General features: G+C 45.3%; 11 protein-coding genes and 1 pseudogene. 5 read left to right on the top strand and 7 right to left on the bottom strand.

Annotated elements, in window-relative coordinates; genetic code table 11:
* Positions 1–3 precede the first annotated feature (3 nt).
* From AO498_RS05875 to AO498_RS05865, 3 genes are read right to left on the bottom strand one after another with little or no spacing between them, the layout of a single operon-like run.
* The gene (locus AO498_RS05875) at positions 4–186 is read right to left on the bottom strand and encodes a hypothetical protein (protein WP_067544700.1); all 183 of its coding nucleotides are present in this window, start codon (positions 184–186) and stop codon (positions 4–6) included.
* Positions 176–376 (bottom strand): helix-turn-helix transcriptional regulator, encoded by a 201-nt coding sequence (locus tag AO498_RS05870; RefSeq protein ID WP_067544697.1) that lies wholly within the window; start codon positions 374–376, stop codon positions 176–178. Before AO498_RS05870 ends, AO498_RS05875 begins: the two co-directional genes overlap by 11 nt.
* Positions 369–761 (bottom strand): hypothetical protein, encoded by a 393-nt coding sequence (locus tag AO498_RS05865; RefSeq protein WP_067544695.1) that lies wholly within the window; start codon positions 759–761, stop codon positions 369–371. The genes AO498_RS05870 and AO498_RS05865 overlap by 8 nt, the downstream gene beginning before the upstream one ends.
* 125 nt (positions 762–886) lie before the next feature.
* On the opposite strand from AO498_RS05865, the gene AO498_RS05860 reads away from it, so the two are divergent.
* The 3 genes from AO498_RS05860 to AO498_RS05850 all read left to right on the top strand — a co-directional run bounded on the left by AO498_RS05860 (position 887) and on the right by AO498_RS05850 (position 5,400).
* Positions 887–2,974: an acylase gene (locus AO498_RS05860; RefSeq protein ID WP_067544693.1), complete on the top strand. Its 2,088-nt coding sequence runs from the start codon at positions 887–889 to the stop codon at positions 2,972–2,974.
* 105 nt (positions 2,975–3,079) lie between these two features.
* Positions 3,080–4,447, top strand: a complete 1,368-nt coding sequence (locus AO498_RS05855; RefSeq protein WP_067544691.1) for a Gfo/Idh/MocA family protein — start codon at positions 3,080–3,082, stop codon at positions 4,445–4,447.
* A 251-nt stretch (positions 4,448–4,698) separates the two neighbouring features.
* Complete coding sequence (locus tag AO498_RS05850; protein WP_148660191.1) at positions 4,699–5,400, top strand: hypothetical protein; 702 nt, start codon at positions 4,699–4,701, stop codon at positions 5,398–5,400.
* On the opposite strand, the pseudogene AO498_RS05845 reads toward AO498_RS05850, so the two are convergent.
* Positions 5,375–5,842: pseudogene (locus AO498_RS05845) on the bottom strand (efflux RND transporter permease subunit); the annotation flags it as partial. The gene AO498_RS05850 and the pseudogene AO498_RS05845 overlap by 26 nt on opposite strands.
* A gap of 99 nt (positions 5,843–5,941) precedes the next feature.
* Entirely contained in the window at positions 5,942–6,445 is a 504-nt protein-coding gene (locus tag AO498_RS16945; RefSeq protein WP_082792193.1) for a septal ring lytic transglycosylase RlpA family protein, read from the bottom strand.
* A 205-nt stretch (positions 6,446–6,650) separates the two neighbouring features.
* Here AO498_RS16945 and AO498_RS05835 point away from each other — a divergent pair, with 205 nt between their 5' ends.
* Together AO498_RS05835 and AO498_RS05830 are read left to right on the top strand one after the other, a co-directional pair.
* Complete coding sequence (locus tag AO498_RS05835; RefSeq protein ID WP_067544685.1) at positions 6,651–7,877, top strand: exonuclease subunit SbcD; 1,227 nt, start codon at positions 6,651–6,653, stop codon at positions 7,875–7,877.
* Complete coding sequence (locus tag AO498_RS05830; RefSeq protein WP_067544683.1) at positions 7,874–10,906, top strand: AAA family ATPase; 3,033 nt, start codon at positions 7,874–7,876, stop codon at positions 10,904–10,906. The genes AO498_RS05835 and AO498_RS05830 overlap by 4 nt, the downstream gene beginning before the upstream one ends.
* Positions 10,907–11,117: 211 nt before the next feature.
* Here the strand turns inward: AO498_RS05830 and AO498_RS05825 are convergent, their stop codons facing one another.
* Together AO498_RS05825 and AO498_RS05820 are read right to left on the bottom strand one after the other, a co-directional pair.
* A complete protein-coding gene (locus AO498_RS05825) occupies positions 11,118–11,729 on the bottom strand; it encodes an alpha/beta hydrolase (protein ID WP_067544681.1) in 612 nt (203 codons plus the stop codon).
* Complete coding sequence (locus AO498_RS05820; protein ID WP_067544679.1) at positions 11,722–12,669, bottom strand: ring-cleaving dioxygenase; 948 nt, start codon at positions 12,667–12,669, stop codon at positions 11,722–11,724. Before AO498_RS05820 ends, AO498_RS05825 begins: the two co-directional genes overlap by 8 nt.
* Positions 12,670–12,780 lie beyond the last annotated feature (111 nt).

Raw genomic sequence — 12,780 nt, 5'->3', positions numbered from 1 at the left:
CTCTTACTTTTTTATGGGAATCCATAGAAACATCAAGGACCCGAAGGCAATTCCTCCTCCAGTACCTAAAGGAATCCACAACTCCGAGTCTCCTGTCATCCATGCACCTACTATTCCCACACCAATCCCAACAAACATCCCGATCGAAATAAAAATTGGAAGGTAGTTGTCGGTTCTATTTTTCATCTTCAAAACTGAATAATTCCTCAATCGCAACCCCAAACGCCTGAGCCAAATCATAAGCCAATCGAAGGGAAGGATTGTATTTGTTCTTTTCCAAAAAGACGATTGTTTCCCTGCGGACATTGACTTTTTTGGCCAAATCCTCTTGGGTCCACTCTTGCCGAAGCCGAAACGCCTTGATTCGATTAGTCATTGGGCACACCTCTAAAATGGAAAAAGACCCAGCTCAAGGCGAAAATAACCGCCATCCCGAGGATCCCAGTCCCGATCAATTCCTCCTGCTCAAATTCAACACGGTCTTTGAGCCACAGCAAGAACACCCAGAAGTACAATGAAATGTAATAGGATAATGAGGAGGTGCGAAGCATGACTTTTTTACTCAACTCGTCTTCCTGCGGTTCTCCCTGCTTCCAACTATTGATCCGTCGCAGCAAAATAAAAACAGCAAATCCCACGACTGCCAGAATGACCCCGAGGGAAGTGACTTCCTCCACTCCCAAACTATCCTTGCTCAACCATAAAAAAGTGGTGAACACGACCAAGGCCAAGATGATTACTAAGGCTAAAACATTTTTCATAGTGATGTGAATTATTTCTAACACAATGTTAGATTTATTTAACATTTGCTCCAAGAAAAATCTGACTTTTTTTGAGATGGAAAAAAGGCTAGAAACATTACCTTTCTTTTCGAACTTATTGGACTATGAAAAATCTCATTTCAATTTTCGCCCTACTGATTCTTTTCGCCTCTTGTCAACGGGTACTGAAGCCTTCTGACTGGAATACAGAACAAGTTGAAATTGTACGCGATGAATATGGCGTCCCCCATGTCTTTGGAAAAACAGATGCGGATGTGGCTTATGGCTTAGCTTGGGCCCATGCTGAAGATGATTTTGAGACAATCCAAAAGACCGTTTTAGCTGGAAAAGCATTGGCAGGCCGGGTATTTGGAGAGCAAGGCGCTGGGATAGACTTCTTTGTCCACCTCCTAGAAACCCGTGAAATCGCCAAAGAAAAGTACGATTCCAGCTTTTCTCCTGAATTCAAAAAAATCTTGGAAGGCTATGCCGCTGGATTAAATGACTATGCTTTATATCATCCTGATGAGGTATTATATCAGCCCGCCTTCCCGATCAATCCCAAAGAAATCATTTCCGCTTATATTCTTTCTCTAGCACAAATGTCAGGCGCAGATCGAGCCGTTCAGGCAATCGTTGGAGGAAATGTAGACTTGATACCAGAGGACACCTTACCGAAAGGTTCCAATGCCATCGCCCTTCATCCTTCACGAACTGATTCGGGTGAGGCTTTTTTGGCCATCAATTCTCATCAACCTTTGGAAGGCCCTGTGGCATGGTACGAGGCACATTTACAATCTGAGGAAGGCTGGAACGCACTCGGAGGATTATTCCCTGGTGGCGCCATGATTTTCCATGGCGTCAATGAGCATTTGGGATGGGCACATACGGTGAATACTCCGGACTTTCTGGACCTGTATCAATTGGAGCTAAATCCTGAAGAGTCGAACGAATATCGGGTCGACGGTGAATGGTTGGAATTGGAATCTCGTTATGTCTGGCTGAAAGTTCGACTTTGGGATTGGATCACGCTTCCTATTCCCAAGAAAGTCTGGAAATCCATTTATGGCCCAACTTTAGTCACCGAACAAGGAGCTTTTGCGATCCGATTTGGCGCATTGGAACGAATCGGAGCACCCGAACAATGGTGGAGAATGAACAAAGCGAAGAATTTTTCGGAATGGAAAAAGGCCATGTCCTCCATGCAGCTAACCAACTTCAATACCGTCTATGCCGATAAATACGATACGATTTTCTACGTCAGCAACGGACTCTTACCCAAGCGTACCCCAGGTTTTGACTACAGCGGAACAGTACCCGGAAATACTCAAAAGACACTTTGGACTACGTTTCACGATTTTTCGGAACTTCCCCAACAGGTAAACCCGGGCTCCGGATACCTCTATAATACAAACCATTCGCCCTTCAAGGCGAGTGCATTTGAAGAGAATCTTTCTTCTGACAACTACCCCAAGGAAATGGGATTTGACCTCCGAGACAATAACCGATCTTTGAGATTTAGGGAACTGATGCCGGACACGGGAAGGATTTCTTGGGAGGAATTCAAGCGAATCAAGTTTGATCAAACGCTACCTAAATCCCTTGCTTTCCGAACAGATCTGAGCTCACTTTTTGCCTTAGACCCTGAAAAATACCCCGAGCTGAGCAAGCAAATCCTAGCTCTTCAATCTTGGAATCGGGAGGCTGCCATAAACAGTGAAGGGGCTGCCCTATTTGCATTTGTTTATTATTATTGGTGGGATGAGTTCGCCAAATCAGGCCGAAGTTTTGAAACGGTTCTTTCGGAAGACGAAGCTGTACAAGGACTCCAAGAAGCCAAAAAACACTTTGAAACCTATTTTGGAAAGGGACTAGTCCCACTGGGAGAATATCAACGTCTCGTCCGTGGAGAAAAATCGCTTCCTCTCTGGGGATTGGATGATGTACTAGCAGCAATTCGATCCACAACTTTGGAAAACGGACAACGAAAAGCGGTTCAAGGTGAATCCTACATCTTGATGGTTAGATTTGGAGAAGGTCTTCCAATCTTAGAATCCATCAATGTGTATGGATCCAGCAATCACCCCGACTCACCGCATTTTTCAGATCAAATGGAACGCTTCGTCAATCGGGACCTAAAGCCCATGTCCCTGGATAAATCCGAAGTCCTGAAAACTGCCAGAAAGATTTACCATCCCGGGCAAATGCCATGAGTGAATTCGAAACAAAAGAAGTGCACTCCACTCATCCCAACTGGGATTTGTGGATGTGAGGTCTTTTCGTATCTTGATGTCATTCACGCTTTAACCCAAAAACCTATGAATCAATTGAATCGAAGAGATTTTCTAAAAAGCTCCACCGCCATGATGACATTGGCGAGTTTTGGACTCTTCGGCATGGACTTCAAAGACCGTGAAGGTCCGCTGAAAGTAGCGCTGATCGGAACAGGCTGGTATGGCAAATCTGACCTTTTCCGCCTTATCCAAGTAGCAGAAGTGGAAGTCGTCGCACTTTGCGATGTCGATAAAAACCTTCTCACCGCCGCAGGAGAACTTGTTTCCCAGCGTCAGCATTCCAAGAAAGTCCCCGAGTTATTCGAAGATTACCGAGAGCTTCTTAAAAAACATAAGTGCGACCTCGTTTTGATCGGATCCCCAGACCATTGGCACGCCTTGCAAGCAATCGAAGCCTTAAAGTCCGGTGCCCATGTGTACTTGCAAAAGCCAATTTCTGTAGACGTGATCGAAGGCGAGGCGATTTTGGCGGCTGCTCGGAAATACAACCGCAAATGCCAAATCGGTACGCAGCGAAAAAGTACCCCTCACCTCATTGATGCCAAAAAACAAATCATAGATACCGGAAAACTTGGCAAAATCAGTCACGCTGAAGTCTGCTGTTACTTTCACATGCGCGCCAATGGCAATCCTCCAGTAGAACCTGTTCCTGATTTCTTCAATTACGAAATGTGGACCGGACCAGCTCCCATGAGACCTTACGACGGGCTGCCGCATATCCGATGGTGGAGAACATTTATGGAATATGGCAACGGAATCACCGGAGACATGTGCGTGCACATGCTGGATACTGTGCGCTGGATGTTGAAATTAGGGTGGCCAACCCAAATCACTTCAACTGGGGGGATTTATGTTCAAAAAGAAGGCAAATCAAATATTTCCGATACACAAACTGCCATTTTTGAATTCCCTGAACTACAAGTAGTCTGGCAGCATCGAACTTGGGGAAATGCACCTGATCCGGAATATCCTTGGGCATTTAAAATATACGGCGAAAAGGGGATGCTTGCCGGAAGCACCATGCAGGCAGATTATATCCCATTTGACACTAAGGAAGAAAAAATCCACTTTGACTGCCTGTTCGAGCGTGAGCAATATCCGGAGGACTTGACGGAAGATCGCATCGAGCTAAATGCTGCTCCTGCCACTCGCCTTCACATGAAAAACTGGCTGGAGTCTATCGATCAAGATGTCTTACCGATTGCAGATGTACAAGAAGGCCACATTTCGACAGCATCTTGTATTCTAGCTAATATTTCCATGGAGCTCGGAGGTCGTCCACTACGCTATGACCCTAAATCAATGACTGTTTTGAACGATCCTGAGGCAACGGCCAAGTTACGTAGACCTTATCGGGGACCTTGGGTCCATCCCGAGCCAAGCACGGTATAGGCCATAGGCTTGAATCTTCGAGTCTGCTTAGCACAAGGTTTGAATCCCGGACATATAAAATGTTCGGGATTTTTGTTGGCGGTCCATACCTGACCGGGTTTAAAAACCGATCAGGTCTTTCTATTTATTTTCAGCTTATTGCAAGGATGGAAAGTGGGATCGAGGGCATTCTGAAAATGCTTATTAAAACTCGCTGATTTTCTAAGCAACCCAGAAAATAGGAATGCACGTAAAAAGGGAAAACTCCGCTTATGAAACGTACTGTTCTTACCCTTATCTTTTTATTGATTGGATGGATGGCCAAGGCTCAGGTTTGGTCTGTGGGAGGTCATTTTAATTCAAGTTTTGCACAGAGAAAATTAGCAGAGGAAACACCGGGCCTTCACCTTCCTACTTTAAGTGGATTTTTGATCTATGAGGCACCCACCTTGCCGCTTTCGGTTGGGCTAGAATTCGGATACGGAGTCTACGGAAGCAAATTGGAAAGACGAACTGACTTGTACGAAGGATTTTCGGATGAGCTTAGACTCCGAAGAAACAATAATCTCGCTTCCGGCATGATTCTGCTCCGCTATCAGACCAATCCAATGGGGAAAATCAGGCATTTTTTTGAAGCAAAATTCGGAACACACTATCTCTACACTAGGTATAAAATCCGAGAATCAATCCTCTCCGAAGAAGTAATTGAATCTGGCAAAGACCTCTCTAGTTGGACCCTAGGATATGGGCTAGGTACCGGAATCCAAATTCCGATTCAAGCGGAAACCGGATTATTTTTGGAGCTTAAAGCAGCTTATCAAACCAGCAATGGTCTCCGATTCCTAACCAAAGGCGACGCTTCATTTAATCCATTGCCAGGAGGAGGTGGAACTTTTGATTACCAAATCCGAAGAGCACCGCTGGAACTTATGACATTTTCGGTTGGGGTTATTTATGTGGGTGTGTTTGAGTGACCTTCTTCCACATCATCACGGGCAAAATCCAAAATACCCCAAGCATACTAAACACCAAGCTTCCGATCGTCCCGATGGCCAGCGAAAACCAAAAGATCTCATTTTGCCCCTCAATCAAAAAAGGAATCAAGCCAAAACAAGTAGAAAGCACCGTCAATAGGATAGGGATCGATTTGCCTGCTATGGATTTCAGTATGCGGCGATTCTGGTTATTACCGCCACGATTATTGAAATCATTCAGAATAAAAATTCCGGCATTTACAGCTAAGCCTCCAAGCATCACAAAGGCAGCATAACCTCCCTGATCAAAATAAAAATCAAAGAGAGAAAAGATTAAAAACAAGCCTATAAAACTGATCGGAATCAGAAAGATGATCATCAAGGGCTGCCTGAAATTTTCAAATAATATGGCGCAGATCACGAAAATGGCCACAATCAATAAGCCCAAAAACTTTTTTTAGACCACCAATTAAAAATGACCTCAAAATATCCGGACTAAAAAACCCTATTTGTGAGAATAATCAAACCCTAGAAAATGAATTCACTCTTTTACATAAAGGTCTAATCCTCTTCTAGGAATTACGATTCCCTGATAATAAGGCCTGATGCGTAATCCGGTATGCTCCTTATTGGCATAGAATTCCACCAAGCGATCCAGTTGGTCCAAATCCACTGCCTCAATTCGCACTTGAGCTAAGCCGTCTCGGATCATTTCTAGCCGCTCCGCAGCAGCCCGGCTGACATCAATCTGCCGCTTGGAATAGCTAGGCAATCGGTCATTGATCCGAACTACCACCGAATTGCCGTTTTTCAGATTAATTACGCGAACTACTGTCCCAAAGGGCAGTCGCTTATGGGCAGCAGTCAGGCTATCTAGGTGAAAAATCTCACCGCTGGAAGTTTGCCTACCTTGAAACTTTTTTCCATAATAACTTGCAGTCCCCTGTTGAATCAGCAAAGAATCCACTTGGGAAAATACTTCCTGAGCAAACAAAGTGAAGAAAAAGAAGAGGGCAAGTCGGGTGAGCACGTTCGAAGCTAACATTTGCACCCCAATTTCCAATAAAAGTGCCAACTCCCGTCTGAGCTATACTTTGGGTTGGAGAACCTAGCCTCTTAAACTATCTTAGCACCTATTCTTTAGTCAATGGTCCCAGTTGCAATTTTTGAGTCTATCTTCTTTTCCCTTGCCTCAAATTGATCGCCGCAGGTGTGGACCGTTGACAGTGGACCGTTGACCGACAAAACCAATGAAAATCCTCCATACCGCCGACTGGCATCTGGGCAAGCGCCTGCAGGAATACTCCCGACTCGAGGAGCAAACCCTCGTCCTGGACGAAATCTGCCAAATCGCTGATCAGGAAAATGTGGACCTCGTCCTGCTCGCAGGAGATATTTTTGACACCTTCAACCCCGCCCATGAAGCAGTAGAACTGCTCTACAAAACCCTCCGACGCCTGTCCAAAAACGGCGCCCGGCCCATCCTCGCCATCTCCGGCAATCATGACAGCACCCAATTTGTCGAAGCGCCCGATCCATTGGCCCGAGAACTCGGGATTTTCTTTTACAGCCGATATGACTCTGTCATTCCCTGTGGAAAGCTCGACTCCGGGATAGAAATCTTAAAATCCGAAAGCGGATTCATAGAACTCAAACTACCTCAAGCCAAGCACCCCGTTCGGGTGATCTTAGCTCCTTACGCCAATGAGGTCAGCCTGCGCACTTACCTTGGCGAAGAAAATCGGGAAGAAGAATTTCGGAAATTGCTTTCCGCAAAGTGGCAAGACTTGGCAGATCGACATTGTGATGAAAAGGGACTGAACCTCTTTTTGGGCCATTTCTTTTTTATGAAAGAAGGTGAAAAGCCCGAGGCTGAACCCGAATCCGAGCGACCCATCCTGCACGTGGGCGGAACACAGGCCCTTTTCACCCGAAATATCCCATCCCAAATCCAGTACGCAGCCCTTGGCCACCTCCACCGCTACCATGATGTAGGGAATGACTCGATTCCGATCGTGTATTCGAGTTCGCCGCTGGCCTATTCCTTTTCCGAGGCCGATCAAGAGAAAAAAGTCGTCCTGATCGAGGCCCAAGCCGGTCAGCCGGTTAGCTATCTGCCCATCGGTCTCAAGCAGGGCCGACCGCTGTTTCGCGTCAAGTTTGATAACCTGGCCGATACGCTCAGCTGGCTGGAAGCCCATCCCTATTGCTTTGTGGAAATCACCTTTGTGGCTGACGAATCCATCGATGCTACGACACGCAAAGCGATCCTAAAAGCCCACGACGGCATCGTCAGCCTCATCCCCCAACTCAAAAACACAGGGGGACAGGAGACTTTTGCTCTCCATGTGGATGACCTCGGCAAAGACATGGAGACGCTGTTCCGCATGTATTACCAAAGCGAAAAAGGGCAGGAACCCAACGCCCAACTGCTCGGACTTTTCAAAGAAATCATCAGCCAAATCGATCCCGCATGATCCCTGTACGACTGGAAATAGAAGGACTCTACTCCTACCGCGAGCGGCAAACCGTGGAGTTTGAAACGCTTACTGCTGCCGGACTTTTTGGAATCTTCGGAGCGGTAGGCAGTGGCAAATCCTCCATCCTCGAGGGCATTCTCCTCGCCCTCTATGGCAGCACCGAACGACTCTCAGCCACAGGCGAGCGCTCCAGCATGGTCAACCTGCAGAGCGATCAGCTCTCGGTCAGCTTTACTTTCCGAGCGGGAAAAAACAATACCCAAACCTACCTTGCTCGCTATTCTGCCAAGCGGAATAAAAAGGATTTTGAAAAAATCGAAACCGCAGATCATGTCTTTTACCAGCTAAACCAAGGCAGTTGGGAGGCGATTCCGGAGAAAGCTGAAACTGTGCTCGGCATGAGTAAAGAGCACTTCAAGCAGACGATCATCATTCCTCAGGGGAAATTCAGGGAATTTATAGATCAATCGCCCAAAGAACGGGCTGACATGATGCAGCAACTTTTTGGATTGGATCGATTTGATCTTTCATCCAAAACCGGAGCCTTGAGAAAAGAAGCCGAGCTGGAGAAAACTCGCCTGAAAGCTTTACTGGACCAACTCCAAGAAGTAACCCAAGAGCTACTCCAGGCCAAACGTGTTCAAAAATCCGAGCTAGAAGCTGAAACCCAGCGGGCAGTTAACGCTTTGGAGGCGGCAGAAAAGGAAGTCAGAGCCCTTGAATTGACTCGAAAATCCTATCTACAACTTCAAGAGCTTCAGGGATTGCTTGAGGAGCTGGAGCAAAAGAAGCCCAAAATCGAGGAGCAACGAAAACTCCATCATGACTATATCACTGCCAAAACCTATTTGTGGCCGATTTGGAGCCAATTGGAAGATCGAAAAAAGGATTTGGAAAAATACCGGGTTGGCCTAATTGATTTTGAGCGATTCAAAGGGGAGTTTATTAAAGAAATCGAACAACTGGAGCAGGAGGAACAAGAGCTCCGCAAAAAAAACGAGGAGCGGCCTGCCCGAGAATCCAAAATTCGTGACTTACGAAAAGTCATTGAAATTCAGGATTTGACGGGCAAACTGGCATCTATCCAAAATCAGATCGATCTGCTTCTTCCTGACTTAGAGGCTAAAAAAGCAGCATTTCTGAAGGTGGAGTCAGGAGTTCAAACCTTGGAAACTCAAGCCGAAGGTCTCCCCGAGGTAAATCCAAGCTTACTCAGTGATTTGAAAACCATCCAACATCAACTTCAATCGAATGAGGAACGATTGAAAGACTTAAATCGAATCAAGGGGAACTTCGAAGGAGAAAAAGAGAAAATCAAACTTGGCCTGACAGAAATAAAACATCGAATCCCCGCTCATGAAGAAAGTTTGGAGTCTTGGACAATTTCCCAAAAATCGAAGATCAAAAGTCTGGAAAATGAACGGGAGTCGATCTTGCGGATGCAAGGATTGAAAGCCCATACGCACCTTTTGATTCCAGGACAACCCTGCCCGCTATGTGGGGCAATGGATCATCCCAATCCACTAGTTGCAGAAGCAGATGAAGTCCAAATCAAGTCCAAGGAATTACAGATCAATCAGGAAAAAGACGCTCTAGAAAGAATTCTCACGCTAATCCAGAACGAAAAAGTAGAACAAAACAACCTCGAAAATCTAAGCAGAAATCTGGAGGAGAAAGTTAAGGAGATCCAAAAACTGGAAAAGTTCCAATCGGAATTGCAGCAAAAACTTAAAGACCTGGATATTCTTTCTGAAACTGCGCTTACCGACAAGCTGGCAGAATTGACTCAATCTCATCTTCAAAAAGAAACCATCCAACAAGAAATCCATTCCCAGCGGAAGTCCTGGAACAACCTCAGAAGTCAAATCGAGCAATTGGACAAGCAAGTCCAGCAAGCTCAAATGGGCGTACAGGATCTTTCCTCTCGCATTCAATCCAAGCAGGAAGAAATCAAAGACCCAACTTTTTGCAAATCATTCTTCCAAAAGGAAGCTTCAGTAATTCTTGCCACTATTTCCAAAGTGGAAAAAGATATCACCGAGGCAGCCGAACTGTTGCTGGGAAAACAAAAACACCTGCAGGAACGTCGGGCAGCACAAACCAAAAATCTAACCGACATTACTCATTACAGGGAGCAAGTTCAAATCAATTCAGATAAAATCTCTGACCTATCCGGACAATTCGAACATCTAAAAACAGTTCATGGATTTTTGGAGGAGGAGCACCTTCTGAGGCTGTTTCTTCATTCCTTGGATTCAGAAAAAGTCCTGCAGGAAATCCAGCAGTTTGATCAGAAATTAGCGATTACCCGATCTCGAATTACAGAACTACAGGCAGAGGAAGGGGTTTTAGCATTCGCTGAGCACCTCTTCCAAGATAAGCTGGAGCAAGCAAAACTATTCGCTAATCAATCCAAGGAACTCCAAGGTGAGCTTATTTTAATTCTGGAATTTTTGAAGGAATTGGAACACAAGCTGGCTGAAAAGGAAAAGCTCCAGCGGGCATTTCAAGACATCGAAAATCGGGAAACAGGGCTCAAGGAACTGGAGCGCTTGTTTCATGGAAAAGGCTTTGTCAAATATGTCAGCTCAATTTACCTCCGCGAACTCTGCAATACCGCCAACATTCGATTTATGAAGCTGACTAAAAACAGTCTCAGTTTGGAGATCGATGATTCCAATACATTTTGGGTGGTGGATTACCTCAATGGCGGCAAAAAACGACTTCTAAAGACGCTCTCTGGTGGGCAGACTTTTCAGGCTTCACTTTGTCTGGCTTTAGCCTTGGCCGAAAAAGTCAAAGCACTCAATCAAGCCGATCAGAGCTTTTTCTTCTTGGATGAAGGTTTTGGAGCCCTGGACCGAAACTCCCTCCGAGTGGTTTTTGAGACGCTTAAGGCCCTTCGCCATGAAAATCGGGTGGTTGGAATCATCAGTCACGTAGAGGAACTCCAGCAGGAAATCGGGGTCTTTGCTCAGATCGAACTCGATGCAGAGCACGGCTCGCAGATCCGGTATTCGTATTGACTCACTGCAGAGGCGCAGAGAAAAATTAGAAAATGTAAAAGCGAATCGGTAGGAAAAGGCAGAAGTCTAACATCTAAAATTTTACGGGAATTTTTTACAAAAACCCATAGAATCTCATTTGGCAACTTGATGATTTTAAAGCTAAAGCAGGAGATAAAAAGGCAAAAAAATACCCCGACAACCTGCCGGGGACTTTAAAACTAAATAGACCTTACAAGAAAATATTTTTGTTGACCCATTCAATCTCTTCGGGACGAATCGTATGATCTGGATCATCAAACAGTTGAACTGTTACATGAGCACCCATCTTTTGAAGTAGATCCGCTGACTCTTGGATCCGGAAAGCAGGTACATGGAAATCCCGGTTACTACTTCCGATAAAGACGGGGGTTCCATCGAAGGAACCTTGATATTTTTCAGCTTGGAGCTTTTCTCCAATCAAACCACCCGTTAAGGCCACTATTCCGCCCAACTTCTGCGCGTCGCGAGCAGCAAACTCCAAGCTCAAACAAGCGCCTTGAGAAAATCCAACCAGAAAGATTTGTTCTGAAGGAATCCCAGCTTGAATTATCTCCTCAAAAACTTCACGGATTTGGTTTAAAGACGATTCTAGCGACTCAAAGTTTCCTTTATCTGAGGCCATAAACCCAAACGGATACCAAGTGCTTCCGTTTGCTTGGGGAGCTAGAATTGCACAATCGGTCAAATTCACGTAAGAACTCAAGGATAAAATACTATCAGCGGTAGCACCTCGGCCATGAATCATGATCACCGCTTTCTTGGCTTTTTCAAGAGAAAGGCCTTTTTTCTTTATTTCAGGCATATTTTTCAAGATTTAAGGTTACTGGAGTCAAGGCTGCCTCAATTCGTTTTCGGCTTGGCTCAGCCCATTCGGGAAGCTTCAATAATTCTCCCAAATGCGCCTCATCTTCATCGATCGCAAATCCAGGTTCGTCAGTTGCAATCTCAAAGAGCACCCCTCCCGGCTCACGGAAATAGATAGATTTGAAATAATTCCGATCTCGAACTTCGGTTACTTGATAGCCATTTTGCATCAAAATTTCTTGGATGCCGAGCTGCGTTAGGGTGTTCGCAGTTCGAAAAGCAATATGATGCACCGTTCCCGCACTTTGCATTCCCCTGTTTCCGGTTTTATCCAACACGATATCGACAATATCTCCAGGACGCCCTTCTGTTCCATAACGATATCGATCGCCTTCCTGCCCGATCAACTTATAATTCATATGTCGGGTCAATAATTGCTCGGTCAATTCTTTTGCTTTGAGATTCAAGGTTGCACCATAAAATCCCTTGATCGAATGCGCTGCAGGAATATGCCCATAAGGCCAACCTGCCCGATCATCCCGATCATTGGCCACTAACTCGATCCCCATTCCATCATGATCTTCAAAGCGAATTAGCTTTTCCCCAAATCGTGTATGAATATCAGACACTGTAATCCCAAACTTTTTCAATCGATCTTGCCAAAATCCCAATGAATCTTTAGGAATTGAAAAGGCCGTGTAGGTCAGTTCCCCAGTACCTTTTACACCCTTTCTTGCACCAGTAAAAGGAAAAGTGGTAAAAACCGTCCCAGGTCTCCCCAGCTCATCTCCAAAATAAAAATGGTAGACATCCGGCGCATCAAAATTGATGGTCTTTTTCACTAAGCGAAGACCCAAAATACCGGTGTAGAAATCGATATTTTGCTGTGCACTTCCCGCAATAGCAGTGATATGGTGGATTCCAGTGATGTAGTTCATGGGATTGTTTGTTAAATCAGATTTTAAAATGGGTAGTTGAAATGGGATATTCCCAAAACAAAAACCTCGAAAGTGAAACTCACCTCCGAGGTTTTAGTTAGGCCTCAAAGG

The sequence above is a fragment of the Algoriphagus sanaruensis genome, from assembly GCF_001593605.1.
GTDB classification, from domain to species: Bacteria; Bacteroidota; Bacteroidia; order Cytophagales; family Cyclobacteriaceae; genus Algoriphagus; species Algoriphagus sanaruensis.
Note: the sequence above shows the minus strand (reverse complement) of the source record. Positions and strands in the feature narration are given on the sequence as shown.

Excerpts from the sequence above, each read along its gene's own strand:
- AO498_RS05830 (WP_067544683.1), top strand. The coding sequence starts at position 7,874 with ATGATCCCTGTACGACTGGAAATAGAAGGACTCTACTCCTACCGCGAG.
- AO498_RS05850 (WP_148660191.1), top strand. The coding sequence starts at position 4,699 with ATGAAACGTACTGTTCTTACCCTTATCTTTTTATTGATTGGATGGATG.
- AO498_RS16945 (WP_082792193.1), bottom strand. The coding sequence starts at position 6,445 with ATGTTAGCTTCGAACGTGCTCACCCGACTTGCCCTCTTCTTTTTCTTC.
- AO498_RS05875 (WP_067544700.1), bottom strand. The coding sequence starts at position 186 with ATGAAAAATAGAACCGACAACTACCTTCCAATTTTTATTTCGATCGGG.
- AO498_RS05855 (WP_067544691.1), top strand. The coding sequence starts at position 3,080 with ATGAATCAATTGAATCGAAGAGATTTTCTAAAAAGCTCCACCGCCATG.
- AO498_RS05860 (WP_067544693.1), top strand. The coding sequence starts at position 887 with ATGAAAAATCTCATTTCAATTTTCGCCCTACTGATTCTTTTCGCCTCT.
- AO498_RS05870 (WP_067544697.1), bottom strand. The coding sequence starts at position 376 with ATGACTAATCGAATCAAGGCGTTTCGGCTTCGGCAAGAGTGGACCCAA.
- AO498_RS05835 (WP_067544685.1), top strand. The coding sequence starts at position 6,651 with ATGAAAATCCTCCATACCGCCGACTGGCATCTGGGCAAGCGCCTGCAG.
- AO498_RS05820 (WP_067544679.1), bottom strand. The coding sequence starts at position 12,669 with ATGAACTACATCACTGGAATCCACCATATCACTGCTATTGCGGGAAGT.
- AO498_RS05865 (WP_067544695.1), bottom strand. The coding sequence starts at position 761 with ATGAAAAATGTTTTAGCCTTAGTAATCATCTTGGCCTTGGTCGTGTTC.
- AO498_RS05825 (WP_067544681.1), bottom strand. The coding sequence starts at position 11,729 with ATGCCTGAAATAAAGAAAAAAGGCCTTTCTCTTGAAAAAGCCAAGAAA.